The following is a 15839-nucleotide window of genomic DNA, read 5'->3' as shown; positions in this document are numbered from 1 at the left end:
GAGTAGCGAACCACTTCGGTGCAAGAGCAGAGGGGACCGTCCCGACAGCTTTCCTATTGCTGCTCCAGCGAGAAATGTGCTTTGGATTCCGTAGCCTCAGCGACCCGCAGAAAGGTTTTCATGGTGGGAATGACCTGAGCGCTCTCCAGCCTTGCTATGTAGGATTGCGACGTTTTCATCCGTTCTGCCAGTTGAGCCTGGGTCAGGCCACAACGAGTTCGCGCCTCTATGATAGCGCGTGCTATGGCATATTCTGGGGCCTGAGCTTCATAAGCCAGTCTCACCTCAGGGGTTTCCAGGAGTTCAGCCTTGAAGTCAGTCAGCGTCTTGGACATGTCCAGATATCTTTCAGTCTGTTCAAGGAAAGCTCAATCTCTCGACGCGGCGTTTTTTGCGTCTTCTTGACAAACGCTCGCAAAACAAGAAGGCGCTTACCTAATGCATGGAAATAGATTGCACGCGCAATCCTGTCTCTCCCCTTGAAACGCATCTCCCACAGCTTTCCTTCGAGCTTCTTGACATAGGGCTCTCGGACCCGCTGCGGCCCCAACTCTTCCAGAAGTTCGGCAACATGCAGAAATCGCGCTTGCAGCTCATGCGGCAAGGCACGAATTTCCTTTTCTGCCGCCTCTGTCAACTCAACACGCCATTCAGACATATCAATTTATATCTTTCTAGATATAATACAATATTTATCTATAATAGCATATATTGCGAAATTGCCCATAAAGATTGTACTAAAAAGTTCAATCTTCTCCCGTCCCTTGTCTTGCACCTTGGCCCACACCGCCCGACGTCTGTAGGATGGTGCTCATGAGTTCAGATCGGGTCGTCGCGGTCCTGGGGCCGACCAACACGGGCAAGACCTTCTTTGCCATCGAGCGCATGCTGGCGCATTCCAGCGGCATGATCGGCTTTCCGCTGCGCCTGCTGGCGCGCGAGAACTACGACCGCGTGGTTAAGGCCCGGGGCGAGCGCCAGGTGGCACTGATCACCGGCGAAGAGAAGATCATCCCCGAAACCGCCCGCTATTTTATCTGCACGGTGGAATCCATGCCGGTGACCAAACCGGTGGACTTCCTGGCGGTGGACGAGATCCAGCTGGCCGCCGATCCCGAGCGCGGCCACATCTTCACCGACCGTCTGCTGCATGCCCGCGGCACCCAGGAAACCCTGCTGCTGGGCAGCGAGACCATCCGGCCGCTGCTGCACGGCCTGATCCGCAACCTGGAGATTGTCTCGCGCCCCCGTTTCTCGAAATTGACCTATGCCGGGCAGAAGAAGCTGAACCGCCTGCCACCGCGATCGGCGGTGGTCACCTTCTCGGTGTCCGAGGTCTATGCCCTGGCCGAGATGATGCGCCGGCAGCGGGGAGGCACGGCCGTTGTCCTTGGCGCTCTCTCGCCACGCACCCGCAATGCCCAGGTAGAGATGTTCGAATCCGGCGAGGTGGATTACCTGGTCGCCACCGACGCCATTGGCATGGGCCTGAACCTGGGCCTCGACCACGTGGCCTTCGCCCGGCTGTCAAAGTTCGACGGCCACCGCCCGCGTCGGCTCAGCGCCCCCGAGGTGGGACAGATCGCGGGCCGCGCCGGGCGCCACATGAACGACGGCACTTTCGGCACCACAGCCGACCAGCCGCCCATGGAGGAAGAGCTGATCGAGGCCGTGGAGGAACACCAGTTTCCGGCGCTGAACGCCCTCTACTGGCGCAACCGCGAGCTGGACTTCACCCATCCCAAGGCCCTGCTGCGCAGCCTGGAACGCCGGCCGGAGCGCCGGGAGCTGATGCGCGTGCGCCCACCGGACGACCAGGCGGCGCTTTCCTCCCTGCTGCGGGACGGCTCGCTGATGGATCTGGCCCAGGACCGCGCCAGCGTCGAGCTGCTGTGGGACGTCTGCCAGGTCCCGGACTTTCGCAAGACCTTCAGCGACAACCATGTGCGGCTGCTGAGCCAGATCTTCCGGCATCTGCGCCAGAACGACCGCCGCCTGCCCGAGGACTGGGTCGCCCGGCAGATCAACCGAATCGCGCGGACAGACGGGGACATCGACGCGCTGATCGCCCGCATAGCCCATGTGCGGACCTGGACCTTCATCACCCATCGCGGTGACTGGCTGGCCGACGCCAAGGGCTGGCAGGAGCGCACCCGCGCCATCGAGGACCAGCTGTCCGACGCCCTGCATGCACGGCTCACCAACCGCTTTGTCGACAAGCGCACGGCCACCCTGCTGCGCCGCTTGAGGAGTGGCGAGGACCTGTTGGCCTCGGTGCGCAAGAACGGCGAAGTCCTGGTTGAGGGCGAAGAGGTCGGCCACCTGGAGGGCTTTCGATTCCGCCTGGACGCCTCGGTGGACCGCGACGACAGCCAGGCCATCCTCTCGGCCACGCGCAAGGCCCTGCAAGGCGTCATGCCGCAGCGCCTGTCGAAACTCGAGGAGGACAACGACGGCGCCTTCCAGCTGGACGACCAGGCCCAGCTGCTCTGGCGCGGCACCGCCATCGCCCGCCTGGCGCCGGGGGACAGCCCTCTGACCCCGCGCATCCAGACCTTCGACAGCGAGTTCCTGGACGGCCCCTCGCGCGAGCGCATCCGCCGGCGCCTGGCCGACTGGCTGAACCGGCACCTGCGCAACGGACTGGCCCCGCTCTACCAGCTTGAGGAAGCGCCCTTGAAGGGAGCAGCCCGCGGCCTGGCCTTCCAGGTGGCGGAAGCCATGGGCAGCCTGCCGCGCAGCGCCGCCGCCGAACAGGTCCGGCAACTGGACAAGGCGGACCGCAAGGCACTCGCCGGACTGAACCTGCGCCTGGGGGTGCAGTCGCTCTTCCTGCCGGCCCTGCTGAAGCCGCGCAGCCAACGCCTGCGCGCCCTGCTCTGGTGCGTGTTCCACGAACATGCCTTCACGCCCGTTCCCGACAGCAGCACACGCCTGCTGCACGACGAACGCGCCGACGACCCCGCCTTCTGCCAGGCCATCGGCTATCGTAGTCTGGGGCGGGGCAAGCGCAAGCTGGCCGTGCGGGTGGACAGTCTGGAGCAGGTCATGGCCCGCGCCCGGCAGCAGACCCGGGAGGGCGTGCTGAAACCCGACCAGAAGCTCCGTGACCTGCTGGACGGTGAGTCGGAAACCCTGCGCCTGGTCCTGGGCAGCAACGGCTATCAAGCCCACGAGGAGGAGGGCGAAACCGTCTATCGCCGCCAGCGCAACGGCAAACGCAAGCCGGCCCGCGACAGGCGCAAGAAAACCGAGACCTCCCGGCCCCAGGCCAACACACCACCCGAGGCGGCGGCGCATTCCCCCTTTGCTGTCCTGAAGAGCATGAAACGCGGCTGAGCGATGCCTGTGGATAAGGAGGCACAAGGGGCGGACGAGGGTTTCCTGCGCCTGGACAAGTGGCTGTTCTTCGCGCGCTTCTACAAGAGCCGTGCACTGGCCACGCGCGCCTGTGAGGCCGGCGACATCCGCATCGGCGGCGCGGTGGTGCGCAAAGCCAATCACAGGCTGCGCATCGGTGACGTCCTGACCTTTTCCCAAGGCCCCTATGTGCGCGTGATCAAGGTGCACGCCTTGCCGGCCCGACGCGGCCCCGCCAGCGAGGCCCAGGAAAGCTACGAGGACCTGAACCCCATCAGCGAGCAGAAGCCCCTGCCCCGCAACACCCGCGGCGACGGTCCCGCCCGGGAACCCGGCAGCGGCCGCCCAACCAAACGCGAACGCCGCAAACTGGACCGCTTTCGCGGGGAATGGTGAATATCACATTGCACCCATTAATGGTTGTTGCTATAAAATCAAGACATCCGCCCCTTGGAAGTACGCCACGTTCCTCGTGATCCTGAATGTGGCCGAAACCTTGGGGCTTTTTCATTTCAGCACTCACCTCGCCTTGTCCTCGGTCTCGCAGCAGGTTATGGCTGGCAACCGCTACAAGAACCAGCAGGCAGGGAGACCTTCATGGCACTGAAAGTCGCGGAGCGCGGGCGCATTCCATCCTTTATCGTCATGGACGTGCTGCGTGCGGCCAACGAGAAGATGGCGGCCGGCGAGCATGTCCTGCATCTGGAGGTCGGCCAGCCAGGCACGCCTGCGCCCGAGGCCGTACGAAAGGCCGCTCACAACGCCCTCGACTCCCTGCGCCTGGGCTATACCGATGCGCTCGGCATCCCGCGCCTGCGCAAGCGTATCGCGCGGCACTACATGGAGACCTATGGCACCGAGGTCGATCCCGACCGCATCGCGGTGACCGCCGGCTCCTCGGCCGGTTTCCTGCTGTCCTTCCTGGCCGCCTTCGAGCCGGGCGACCGCGTGGCCCTGGCCGCACCCGGCTATCCCGCCTATCGCAACATCCTGAAGGCCCTGGGACTGGAGGCCGTGCTGCTGCCCGCCGGCCCAGAGGAGCGCTTCCAGCCGACGCCGGAGCTGATCGAACAGGCCGGCGAGCTGGACGGCCTGATCCTGGCCAGCCCCTCCAACCCCACCGGGACCATGGTGGACAAGGAGACGCTGGGCCGCATCGTCAACTGCTGCCGGGAGCGCGGCATCCGTCTGGTTTCGGATGAGATCTACCACGGCATCGAGTTCACGCGTCGCGCCGTCAGCGCCAACGAGCTGGACGACGAGGCCATCATCGTCAACAGCTTCTCCAAGTACTATTCCATGACCGGCTGGCGCCTGGGCTGGCTGGTCCTGCCGCCCGAACTGGTGCGCCCCATCGAGTGTCTGGCCCAGAACCTCTTCATCTCGCCGGCCGCCCTGTCGCAGGAAGCCGCAGTGGCCGCCTTCGACGCCGGCAACGAACTGGACGGGATCGTCCAGGTCTATGCCGACAACCGCGCCCACCTGCTGGAACACCTGCCGAACTCAGGATTTCCGGACCTGGCGCCGGCCGACGGCGCCTTCTACATCTATGCCTACAGCGGCCATCTGGGCGATGACAGCCAGGCGCTCTGCAAGCGCATGCTGGACGAGATCAACGTCGCCGCCACACCGGGCAACGACTTCGACCCCGAGCGCGGCCACCACTACATCCGCTTCTCCTTCGCCGGCGCACACGAGGACATCGTCGAGGCCTGCGAACGGCTGAAGGGCTGGACGGCGACGCTGTAAGGGCTCGCCCCTGGCTCAAACAGCACCGGGGCTCAATACCCCCGGTCCAGGTCCACCAGGTTCTTCATGGGCTGGCCGGCCTCGAAGCGCTTCACGTTGTCCACCAGCGAAGCGACCGCCGTGCGGGGCACGGTGATGCTGGCCATGTGCGGGGTCAGGATGATGCGCCGATGGTTCCAGAAGGGATGGTTCGCGGGCAGCGGCTCCTCGTGGAAGACATCCAGGGTGGCGGAATCGATCTGGCCGCTGGCCAGGGCATCCAGCAGGTCCTGGTCCACCAGATGCTCGCCGCGCGCCGCGTTGATGATCATGCCGCCCCTGGGCATGCGATTGAAAAGATCGGCATTCAGGATGCCGCGTGTCTCGTCGGTCAGGGGCAGCAGGCAGATCAGGATCTCGCTGCGCGCGACAACCTCCTGCAGACCCTCCTCTCCGTGATAGCATTTGACGCCATCGATCTGCTTCTCGGAGCGGCTCCAGCCGGCCACGTCCAAGCCCAGCATGGCCAGTTTCTCCGCGGAATCCCGACCCAGCACGCCCAGTCCCAGGATGCCCACCTTGCGGTCCCAGCAGGGGGTGAGCGGCAGCGGTTCCCAGTGCTGTTCGGCCTGCAGCTCGCGATAGTCCAGCATGCGGCGATGGTGATAGAGGGTCTGCATGACCACGTACTCGGTCATGCCCGCGGTCAGCCCCTCTTCCACCATGCGCACCAGCGGCAGGTGGCGCGGCATGTCCGGATCCTTCACCAGGTGATCTATGCCCGCACCAATGGAGAAGATCACCTTCAAATTCGGCAGCGCGGCCATGATCCCGGGCTCCGGCTTCCAGAGCAGGGCGTAATCGATCTCGGAGGGATCGCCAATGTCCGGCCACTGCCGGATGTCATGATGGGACAATTGACGCTCGAGTTCGGGAATCCAGACTTTCGCGCTGTCTGCCGTGGAATAGAAAAGCAGGGCCATGAGAATACTCGACTGAAGGATTGCGAAACGGAAGGGTTAAAGACTTACAACACCACTCTCCACCGCCTCCAGGTCGAAGGCTGCCTTGAGCAGGGCCTGAGTATAAGGCTCTCGGGGCGAGTCGAAAATATCCCCCGATGACCCCTGTTCCACAACGACGCCATCCTTCATCACGATCACCTCGTCGGCCAGGGCGCGGACAACTTTCAGGTCGTGGGAGATGAAGAGATAGGCCAGCTTGTGCCGCGCCTGCAGGTCACGCAACAGGTCGACGATCTGGGCCTGCACCGACATGTCCAGGGCCGAGGTCGGCTCGTCCAGCACGATGAAGCGGGGTTGCAGCACGATGGCGCGCGCAATGGCGATGCGCTGGCGCTGACCGCCCGAGAACTCGTGCGGATAGCGGTGACGGCTTTCCGGGTCCAGGCCCACCTCCTCCAGGGCCCGGATAATACGCGCTTCCGGCGTCTCGCTGCCCTTCAGGTCATGGACCTTGAGGCCCTCGCCGACGATCTCGCCCACGGACATGCGCGGACTGAGCGAACCGTAAGGATCCTGGAAAACCACCTGCATCTCTCGGCGCAGAGGCCTGAGTTGGGCGCTCTTCCAGCCCTGGATGTTGCGTGCTTCGAACAGGATGTCGCCCTGGCTTGAGATCAGGCGCAGCAGCGCCAGGCCCAGAGTGGTCTTGCCGGAACCGGACTCGCCCACCACGCCCACGGTATGGCCCTCGCGCACCGTGACGTCGATACCGTCGACAGCCTTCACATGATCCACGGTCCGCTTCATCAGGCCCTTGCGAATGGGGAAGTGAACCTTGATGTCGTCGCCCTGCATGACCACCGGTGCATCGGCGCGCGTCTCCAGCGGATGCCCCTTGGGCTCCGCAGCCAGCAGGCGTTGGGTATAGGAATGTTGCGGGTTGTCGAAGACCTGGGCGACGGGGCCACGCTCCACGATCTGTCCATGGGTCATGACACAGACGTTCTGCGCGTTCTTGCGCACCACGTTCAGGTCATGGGTGATCATCAGAAGCGACATGTGCAGCTCGCTCTGCAGATCGCGCAGAAGCTTCAGGATCTGTGCCTGGATCGTCACGTCCAGGGCCGTGGTCGGTTCGTCGGCGATCAGCAGGTCGGGCTCGTTGGCCAGCGCCATGGCGATCATCACGCGCTGGCGCTGGCCGCCCGACAGTTCGTGGGGATAGGCGTTCAGCCTGCGGACCGGATTCTGCAGGCCCACCATCTCCAGCAGCTCCAGGGTACGCTGGCGTGCCGCCTGTTTGGTATAGCCCTTGTGCAGGAACAGGACCTCGCGCACCTGCTTCTCCACGGTGTGCAGCGGGTTGAGCGAGGTCATCGGCTCCTGGAAGATCATCGAGATCTCGTTGCCGCGCAATTGGCGCAGGCGCTTCTGCGATGCGCCGATCAACTCCTCGCCCTTGAAGACGATGGAACTGCCGCCGGGATGCGCCGCCAGGGGATAGGGCAGCAACTGCAACACAGACAGTGCGCAGACCGACTTGCCCGAGCCGCTTTCGCCCACCAGGGCCAGTGTTTCCCCTTTCTTCAGGTCCAGGTCGATGCCGCGCAGGGCCTCAACCGTTCCCCCGGGGCTCTGGAAGGTCACACCCAGGTTGCGCAGGGTCAGTATGTTGTCGGCGCCCGCAGTCGACTGCGTCATCAGGCCCTCCCGGGAGCGGTGGCGGGTTGCGTGCTGGCCGCCATTTCAGGTGGCGGCGCGGCCGAGGCGAAGAGCTTGCGCGGATCGAAGGCATCACGCACCGCCTCGCCTATGAAGACCAGCAGGCTCAACATCACGGCCAGCACGAAAAAGGCGGTCAGCCCCAGCCAGGGGGCCTGCAAGTTGGCCTTGCCCTGGGCCACCAGATCGCCCAGCGAGGCCGAGCCGGGTGGCAGGCCGAAGCCCAGGAAGTCCAGGGCCGTCAGCGTCGTGATCGCACCGGTCAGGATGAAGGGCAGGAAGGTCAGGGTCGCCACCATGGCATTGGGCAGGACATGGCGGTACATGATCACGCCGTTGGAGACACCCAGCGCCCGGGCCGCCCGAACATAATCGTAGTTTCGGACCTTCAGGAACTCGGCACGGACCAGACCCACCAGGGACATCCAACTGAACAGCAGCATGATCAGCAGAAGCCACCAGAAGTTCGGCTGCACGATACTGGACAGGATGATCAGGATATAAAGCACCGGCAGGCCCGACCAGATCTCGATGAATCGCTGGCCCAACAAGTCCGTCAAACCCCCGAAATAACCCTGGACCGCCCCCACGGCGACCCCAATCAGCGAACTCGAGAAGGTCAGCACCAGGCCGAACAGAACCGAGACGCGAAAGCCATAGATCAGGCGGGCCAGGACGTCGCGCGCCTGGTCGTCGGTGCCCAGCCAGTGTACACCATCCGGCGGAGCGGGCGCGGGCTCGGCCAGGTCCCAGGCCACAGTCTGGTGGTTATAGGGAATCAGGGGCCAGACCATCCAGCCCTGGGCATTGATCAACTGCTGTAGGTAGGGATCGCGAAAATCGGCCTGGGTCTCGAAATCGCCGCCGAAGGTTGTTTCCGGATAGTCCTGGAAGATCGGCATGTAGAAGCTGCCGTCATGGAACACCAGAATCGGCCGATCATTGGCAATGAATTCGGCGAACAGGCTGATCCCGAAGAGCACCAGGAAAATCCACAGCGACCAGTAGCCGCGTCGGTTGTTGCGAAAGTTCTGCAACCGGCGGCGCGTAATGGGATGACTGAACAGGCCTGACCTGGCCCTGCTGTCCGCGGAGTCCTGCGTCATGTCTCACGACTCTCGAAGTCGATGCGCGGGTCGATCACGGTGTACATGACGTCTCCCACAAGATTGAGGACAAGGCCCACCAGGGTAAAGAAATAGAGCGTGCCGAAAACAATGGGGTAGTCGCGGTTGATCACGGCCTCGAAGCCAAGCAGGCCCAGGCCATCCAGCGAGAAAATCACCTCGATCAACAGCACGCCCGTGAAGAAGACGCTGATGAAGGCCGCCGGAAAGCCCGCAATGACGATCAACATGGCATTGCGGAAAACGTGGCCGTAAAGCACGCGCCGTTCGGTCAGGCCCTTCGCACGTGCCGTCAGTACGTACTGCTGGTGGATGTTCTCCAGGAAGGAATTCTTGGTCAGCATGGTCAGACCGGCAAAGCCGCTGATCACCATGGCCAGGATCGGCAGGGCCAGGTGCCAGAAATAATCCACGATCTGCATGGGCCATGACAGTTCCTCCCAGTTGTCGGAAACCAGGCCGCGCAGGGGAAACCAGTCCAGGTAGCTGCCGCCGGCAAAAAGGACCAGCAGCAGGATTGCGAAGAGGAAGTTGGGAATGGCAAATCCCACGATCACGATGCCGCTGGTCCAGATATCGAAGGACTCGCCGTCGCGCACGGCCTTGGCAATACCCAGGGGGATCGAAACGAAATAAGTGATCAACATCGTCCAGATCCCCAGCGAGATCGAGACCGGCATCTTGTCGATGACCAGTTCGGCCACATCCGCATTGCGGAAGAAGCTCTCGCCGAAATCGAAGACCAGGTAATTCCCGATCATCATGATGAAGCGCTCATGCGCCGGCTTGTCGAAGCCGAACTGCTGCTCAAGCTCCTTGATGAACTCCGGATCCAGCCCCTGGGCGCCATAGCGTTCACTGCGCGCCGACGAGATGACATCCTCACCGCCGCTGCGCGAGGCCCGCTCGATGGCGGCCTCGGTGCCGCCGCCGGCTCCCGTGACCTGGGAAATCACCTGTTCGATGGGACCACCCGGCACGAACTGCAGGACCAGGAAGTTGATCAGCATGATGCCGAGCAGCGTCGGCACCATCAGGAAAAGCCGTCGGATGATATAGGCAGTCACGTCCTAGCCCTCCTGCTCGTCCGTCGGCGAGTCCACCATCTCGTCGCCTTCACGCAGGCGCCGGGCCCTGTCCTCGTCAATCCACCAGTTGTCGAATTCAAAGCCGTGCAAGGGCGGATCCTCGGGATGGCCGAACTTGTTCCAGTAGACCAGGCGATCCACCCGGGAATGCCAATGCGGAACGACATAGTGACCCCACAAGAGAACGCGATCCAGGGCGCGCGTTGCCGCCACCAGTTCTTCGCGGCTGCCGGCCCGGATGACCTCGTTGATCAGCTCATCGACCACCGGATCCTGGATGCCCGCCAAATTGCGGCTGCCCGGCATTTCTGCGGCCGACGAACTCCAGTAGTTGCGTTGTTCGTTGCCCGGAGAATCCGACTGTCCCCATGAGGAAATGGTCATGTCGAAATTGAAATCGCGCAGGCGATTGACGAATTGCGAGGTATCCACCAGCCGGACCGTCGGCTCGATACCAAGCCGCCTGAGATTGCGAACGTAGGGCAGGACGACCCGTTCGAAAGCGGTGTCGTAGATCATGATCTGGAAGGTCATCTGCTCGCCCGTGTCCTCGTGCACGAGCTTCATGTCCCGCACCACCCAACCGGCCTCTTCGAGCAGCTCGAAGGCCTTCTTGAGATTCTGGCGCGGCCAGCCACTGCCGTCGGTGGAGGGGGCAAAGTACGCCTCTTCGAACACCTCTTCCGGCAACTCCTCGCGATAGGGCTCCAACAACTCCAGCTCGCGCCCCTCGGGCAGGCCGCTCGATGCCAGTTCGGAATTCGAGAAATAGCTTTCCGTACGATCGTAAAGCCCGAAGAAGAGATTGCGGTTCGACCATTCGAAATCAAAGGCGTAGGCCATGGCGCGCCGAACCTTGGGGTCGCTGAAGACAGGGCGCCGTGTGTTCATGACGAAACCCTGCATCCCTGTCGGGCGCTCGTGTGGAATCTCCTCCATGACCAGCCGGCCCTGCTCCACGGCGGGTGTGTCGTAATCCAGGGCCCAGGCCTTGGCCTGGTTTTCCTGCCGGAAATCCACCTCACCGGCTTTCACGGCCTGGCGAATGACCGTTTCGTCGCGATAATAATCGTAACGGATCCTGTCGAAGTTATAGCGCCCCGTGTTGACCGGCAGGTCCTTGCCCCAATAGTCCTCCACCCGTTCATAGGTCACATGACGGCCCGGCTCGAAATCGGCCACGCGGTAGGGACCGCTGCCCAGCGGCGGCTCCAGGTCCGAACGCGTGAAATCCCGCTCCTCCCAGTAATGCTTGGGCAGGATGGGCAACTGGCCGATAATCAGGGGAAGTTCCAGATTCTCGCCCTCGGAAAAGGTGAACCGCACCTTGCGCGGCCCCGTCTTCTCGGCGGCTGTCACATCGGCATAATACTGCCGATAGATGGGATGGCCTTCCTCGCGCAGGAGATTGAGCGAAAAGATGACATCCTCGACCGAAATGGGCTCTCCGTCATGCCAGCGGGCCTCCTCACGCAACGTGAATTCCACCCAGGAGCGGTCGTCCGGCACAGAGATGCTCTCGGCAACAAGCCCATACATGCTGAAGGGTTCGTCGGCAGAGGACACCATCAGTGTTTCGTTCAGGTAGCTGGCGCCGCTGGCCGCGACACCACGGACGACAAAGGGGTTGAAGCTGTCATAGGTCCCGCGCGCCGCCAGCCGCACCGCGCCCCTCTTGGGGGCATCGGGATTGACATAGTCGAAATGGGTGAAATCGGCCGGATACTTCGGTTCGCCGTGCATGGCGATGCCATGGCGCGGTCGCGGGGCTTCGTCCTCCGGACCCTCCTCGGCGAGTGCCGGAGAACTCCCAAGCAGGAGACAAAGGCTCGCCGCCTTCACGATCGAACTCATGCCCCCCGCCATATTCGTGACCTGCCTCCCGCTCTTGCCATTCCGGTTCTGTCCGGTTTGGGCCGGATTTTCCAGTGCTTTCCTAGGGTAGCCGATGATTGGCGCTTCGCAACTGTGATCCTCAAACGGGGAGATTACAATTTGTTCAGATTTTACCGGAAAGTAGCGTCAGAGCCTGTGCATGAACCTCTGGATCGCCCGCAACCACGATATCCCCTTGCGAGTCCAGGGACAGGGGCATGCCCTGCCAATCCGTGACCACGCCACCGGCGCCGATGACCACGGGCAAAAGAGCCATGAAGTCATAGGGTTTCAGGTCTGCCTCGACCACCAGGTCGACGAAACCGCTGGCCAACTGTCCGTAACAGAAGCAGTCCCCGCCATAGAGGGTCAGTCCGCAGGCGCGGGACAGCCGGTCATAGGCTTCGGCCTGCTCTTTCGGGAACATGTCGGGCGAAGTGGTGCGCATGATCGCACGGTCCAGATTGGAACAGGCGCGTGTTCGTGTCTCCTGCACCCCGGAGACATCGCGGCGGCGTGTTGGCTGCCCACTTGCTCCAATCCAGCGCTCGCCCAGGGCCGGCATCTCGATGATGCCCAGGATGGGCTGCCCCCAGTGCAGAAGGGAGACCAATGTGCCGAACAGGGGATTGCCGGTAATGAAGGCCTTCGTGCCATCAATGGGGTCCAGGACCCAGAGGTATTCGGCATCCGGCTTCTCGATACCGAACTCCTCGCCGAAAACGCCATGCTCAGGAAAGTGGCGAGCAATGGCCGCGCGCATCTTTTCTTCCGCCGTGCGGTCCGCGATTGTGACGGGCGATTCGTCTGCCTTTAAGTCCACGGAAACCGACGTCCGGAAATGCCCCCGGGCCACGTCCGCTGCCAATCCCGCCAGCTCTTCCGCGAAATCGACCAGGTCCTGCGGGCAGGACGTGAGCCTATCCGACACGATCCCGTCCGGATCAGTCGAGCGGCGGCGGGTTATCACCCTGTTCGCGCATGTAGGCGATGATCGCGGCCAGGTCTTCTTCGCTTCGCACGCCGGCGAAAGTCATCTTGGTCCCCGGCAGCCAGCCGCGCGGATCCTGAAGATAGGCGGCAAGGTTCTCGTAGGTCCACTCCTTGCCCTCTTCACTGGCCTCCGTAAATGCCGAAGAATAGTTATAGTCGTCAAGGTGCGCGAGCGGCTGACCGATCACATTCCAGAGATTCGGGCCAACACGATTGGCGCCCCCCTCATCAAAAGTATGGCACGCAGCACATTGGCGAGTCTTGCCTTCGCCTTCGGCGGGATCGGCATCGGCGATCATTTGGCGCAGATCACTATCCGCATCGGCGGCAGCGGACTCTTCGCCCTCGCCGCTTTCGGCGGCTTCGCCTTCGTCGCCGGCCTCTTCACTCTCCTGGACGTCGTCTCCGGATTCGGCCTTGTCGCCTTCACCCTCTTCGGAGCCCTCACCTTCGGAAGCGCCGCCCTCGTCCTCTGCTCCTTCGGCCTCCCCGGAGTCGCCTTCTCCCCCGGAATCGCCTTCGGCAGATTCGCCTTCACCTTCACCATCGCCGCCTTCTTCCTCCTGAGCAGCGGCGATCTCTTCTTCGCTCGGCAGGTCGGCGGGCTCATCGCTCAGGCTGCGCAGGTAGGCGATCAGGTCGGCACGATCCTCGACGTCGCTCATGCCGTTATAGCTCATGCGCGTGCCCGGCGCATAACCGGAGGGATCGGCCAGGAAGGCATTCAGGGTTTCATAGGCCCAGGGCTCGTCGGATTTTTCCGCCAGGGCGTCTGAATAATCGAAGTCTTCCGCATGGGCATGGTTGGCCCCGACAATGTTCCAGAGGTTCGGTCCGACACGATGGGCACCACCCTCCTCGAAGGTGTGACAGGCCTGGCAGGCTCGCGTCAGGGATTCCCCATTCTCGGGATCGGCATCCCCCAACAGGGCCAGGACCGACTCGAGGGTTTCCTCCTCGGCCTCGGGCGCATCGGAGGGATCACCATCCGTCACCTCCACAGGATAGGCGTCCTCATAGAGATCCTTTGGCGAAACAAGAAGCTGGGAGACAAATCCGGCCGACATGGCCACGATGCCGGCCGTCAATACAGCCGCCGCTACCTTGTTGAATTCCAGTGACATTGCGTATCGCTACCCTGTTGACTATCGGCTGCGGAAGGTGAGGCGGGACAATAGCCGGCCCGGGCGGACGGTTCAATATCCTGAAATGCGGAAATATCAAACGTCCACTGCGACAAAAAGCTCTTGTCGCACAAGAACTGCCGGTTTTTATTGCCTGACCCCTTGGCGGATTTCTTCTGTTAGAGCGTTCCAAGCAAGAAGTCGAGACAGATGTCCTTACCCAGCAATCCCGTCGTTCTTGTCCCGGCCCGCATGGCCTCCACCCGTCTGCCGGGCAAGCCCTTGGCCGATATCCACGGCGAGCCGATGATTGTCCACGTCTGGCGCCGGGCCTGCGAAGCCGGTATCGGCCCTGTGGTCGTGGCCGCCGCAGAGCCGGACATCGTGCAGGCGATCCAGCAGGCCGGTGGACAGGCCGTGCAGACGCGTCCTGACCACCCTTCAGGCTCGGATCGCATTCACGAGGCCCTGGGGCAGATCGATCCCGAAGGCCATCACGACGCCGTGGTCAATGTGCAGGGGGACCTGCCGACCCTGGAGCCGGAAGCCATTCGTGCCGTCTTCGCTCCGCTGGCCACCCCCGAGGTGGACATCGCCACCCTGGCCGCCGAGATCGAGGAGCCTTCCGAACGCGGCAATCCCAACGTGGTGAAGGCCGCCTGCCTGTTTCCCGAAGGCAGCCGGCAGGCCCGTGCCCTTTACTTCAGCCGCTGTCCGGTGCCGTGGGACCAGGAAGAGGCCAGCCAGCCCCTCTACCACCACATTGGGCTCTACGCCTATCGCCGTCAGGCCCTGGAGCGTTTCGTCAAGCTGCCCCCCGGTCTGCTGGAGCAACGCGAGAAACTTGAGCAGTTGCGGGCGCTCGAACATGGCATGCGCATCGACGTGGCACGCGTTGACACGCTTCCACTGGGTGTCGATACTCCCGACGATCTGGAGCGGGCACGCCGCCTGCTTTCCCCGAAAAACAGGAAATGAACCAGGGCGGGTCCGGAGCCATGACAGACAGCAACAGCGCAATCGCCTTCCAGGGCGCCCATGGGGCCTTTTCGGAAATGGCCAGCCGGCATGTCTACCCGGACCGCACCACCCTGCCTTGCGAAACCTTCGAGGACACCTTCGCCGCCGTGCGCGATGGCCAGGCGGAACTGGCGATGATTCCCATCGACAATTCCAGCGCCGGGCGGGTGGCCGACATCCATCACCTCTTGCCCAGTTCGGGCCTGCACATCATTGCCGAACATTTCCAGAAGGTGGAACATCAGTTGGTGGCCCCCAAGGGGGCCAGCCTGGACAGGCTGGAAGCCGTACACAGCCATGTCCACGCCCTCTCGCAATGCCGGAATTTCCTGCGCGACAACAACCTGAAACCGGTTGTCCACGCCGACACCGCCGGCGCCGCCGCCGAGGTGGCCGAGCGCAACGATCCCGGCCAGGCCGCCATCTCCTCGTCGCTGGCCGCCGAGATCTACGGCCTGGACACCCTGGCGCGCGACATCCACGACGCCAGTCACAACACGACGCGCTTCATCGTGTTGGCGCGCGAGCCCTCGGATGTCGAGCCCGACAGCGGTGCGATCATGACCTCCCTGGTTTTCCGGGTGCGCTCTGTGCCGGCCGCACTCTACAAGGCGATGGGCGGCTTTGCCACCAACGGCGTCAATCTGACCAAGCTGGAGAGCTACATACTGGACGGCAGCTTCACCGTCGCCCAGTTCTATGCCGACATCGAAGGACACCCCCAGGACAAGCCGGTCCGCCTGGCTCTGGAGGAACTCAGTTTCTTCAGCCGCGAGGTCCGTATCCTGGGCGTCTATCCGGCCTCGAAGTTCCGCGCCGGCGGCGCCCCGCTGTAGC

Annotated in this window: 14 protein-coding genes; 5 read left to right on the top strand and 9 right to left on the bottom strand. The window is 63.0% G+C overall.

The window, feature by feature from the left end:
- Positions 1-53: 53 nt before the first annotated feature.
- On the bottom strand, positions 54-335 hold the full coding sequence (locus tag BP38_RS0112595) for a helix-turn-helix domain-containing protein (protein WP_026988013.1): 282 nt from the start codon (positions 333-335) through the stop codon (positions 54-56).
- Positions 320-658, bottom strand: a complete 339-nt coding sequence (locus BP38_RS0112590) for a type II toxin-antitoxin system RelE/ParE family toxin (protein WP_026988012.1) — start codon at positions 656-658, stop codon at positions 320-322. The genes BP38_RS0112595 and BP38_RS0112590 overlap by 16 nt, the downstream gene beginning before the upstream one ends.
- A gap of 155 nt (positions 659-813) precedes the next feature.
- Between BP38_RS0112590 and BP38_RS0112585 the strand changes: the two genes are divergently transcribed.
- From BP38_RS0112585 to BP38_RS0112575, 3 genes are all read left to right on the top strand, one after another.
- Positions 814-3339 (top strand): helicase-related protein, encoded by a 2526-nt coding sequence (locus tag BP38_RS0112585; protein WP_051609350.1) that lies wholly within the window; start codon positions 814-816, stop codon positions 3337-3339.
- A gap of 3 nt (positions 3340-3342) precedes the next feature.
- The gene (locus tag BP38_RS0112580) at positions 3343-3756 is read left to right on the top strand and encodes an RNA-binding S4 domain-containing protein (protein WP_026988010.1); all 414 of its coding nucleotides are present in this window, start codon (positions 3343-3345) and stop codon (positions 3754-3756) included.
- A gap of 201 nt (positions 3757-3957) precedes the next feature.
- Positions 3958-5109 carry a pyridoxal phosphate-dependent aminotransferase gene (locus tag BP38_RS0112575; RefSeq protein WP_026988009.1) on the top strand — a complete coding sequence of 384 codons (1152 nt, stop codon included), beginning with the start codon at positions 3958-3960 and terminating at the stop codon, positions 5107-5109.
- A gap of 32 nt (positions 5110-5141) precedes the next feature.
- On the opposite strand, the gene BP38_RS0112570 is transcribed toward BP38_RS0112575, so the two are convergent.
- The 7 genes from BP38_RS0112570 to BP38_RS22850 form a co-directional block, all read right to left on the bottom strand.
- Positions 5142-6071, bottom strand: coding sequence for a 2-hydroxyacid dehydrogenase (locus BP38_RS0112570; protein ID WP_026988008.1), 930 nt, complete (start codon positions 6069-6071; stop codon positions 5142-5144).
- A 36-nt stretch (positions 6072-6107) separates the two neighbouring features.
- On the bottom strand, positions 6108-7754 hold the full coding sequence (locus tag BP38_RS0112565) for an ABC transporter ATP-binding protein (RefSeq protein ID WP_026988007.1): 1647 nt from the start codon (positions 7752-7754) through the stop codon (positions 6108-6110).
- The gene (locus tag BP38_RS20570) at positions 7754-8881 is read right to left on the bottom strand and encodes an ABC transporter permease (RefSeq protein ID WP_051609331.1); all 1128 of its coding nucleotides are present in this window, start codon (positions 8879-8881) and stop codon (positions 7754-7756) included. Before BP38_RS20570 ends, BP38_RS0112565 begins: the two co-directional genes overlap by 1 nt.
- Positions 8878-9969: a microcin C ABC transporter permease YejB gene (locus BP38_RS0112555; protein WP_026988006.1), complete on the bottom strand. Its 1092-nt coding sequence runs from the start codon at positions 9967-9969 to the stop codon at positions 8878-8880. The genes BP38_RS20570 and BP38_RS0112555 overlap by 4 nt, the downstream gene beginning before the upstream one ends.
- Positions 9970-9972: 3 nt before the next feature.
- Positions 9973-11844, bottom strand: coding sequence for an extracellular solute-binding protein (locus BP38_RS20565; protein WP_081816651.1), 1872 nt, complete (start codon positions 11842-11844; stop codon positions 9973-9975).
- Between the two features lie 145 nt (positions 11845-11989).
- Positions 11990-12796 carry a histidinol-phosphatase gene (hisN, locus tag BP38_RS0112545; protein WP_035725206.1) on the bottom strand — a complete coding sequence of 269 codons (807 nt, stop codon included), beginning with the start codon at positions 12794-12796 and terminating at the stop codon, positions 11990-11992.
- A 13-nt stretch (positions 12797-12809) separates the two neighbouring features.
- A complete protein-coding gene (locus tag BP38_RS22850) occupies positions 12810-13982 on the bottom strand; it encodes a c-type cytochrome (RefSeq protein ID WP_081816650.1) in 1173 nt (390 codons plus the stop codon).
- A gap of 210 nt (positions 13983-14192) precedes the next feature.
- Here BP38_RS22850 and BP38_RS0112530 point away from each other — a divergent pair, with 210 nt between their 5' ends.
- Positions 14193-14960 carry a 3-deoxy-manno-octulosonate cytidylyltransferase gene (locus tag BP38_RS0112530; RefSeq protein ID WP_026988004.1) on the top strand — a complete coding sequence of 256 codons (768 nt, stop codon included), beginning with the start codon at positions 14193-14195 and terminating at the stop codon, positions 14958-14960.
- A 20-nt stretch (positions 14961-14980) separates the two neighbouring features.
- Complete coding sequence (locus BP38_RS0112525; protein WP_026988003.1) at positions 14981-15838, top strand: prephenate dehydratase; 858 nt, start codon at positions 14981-14983, stop codon at positions 15836-15838.
- Position 15839: the final 1 nt, after the last annotated feature.

Source organism: Fodinicurvata fenggangensis DSM 21160 (assembly GCF_000686045.1).
Lineage (GTDB): Bacteria > Pseudomonadota > Alphaproteobacteria > Kiloniellales > DSM-21159 > Fodinicurvata > Fodinicurvata fenggangensis.
Note: the sequence above shows the minus strand (reverse complement) of the source record. Positions and strands in the feature narration are given on the sequence as shown.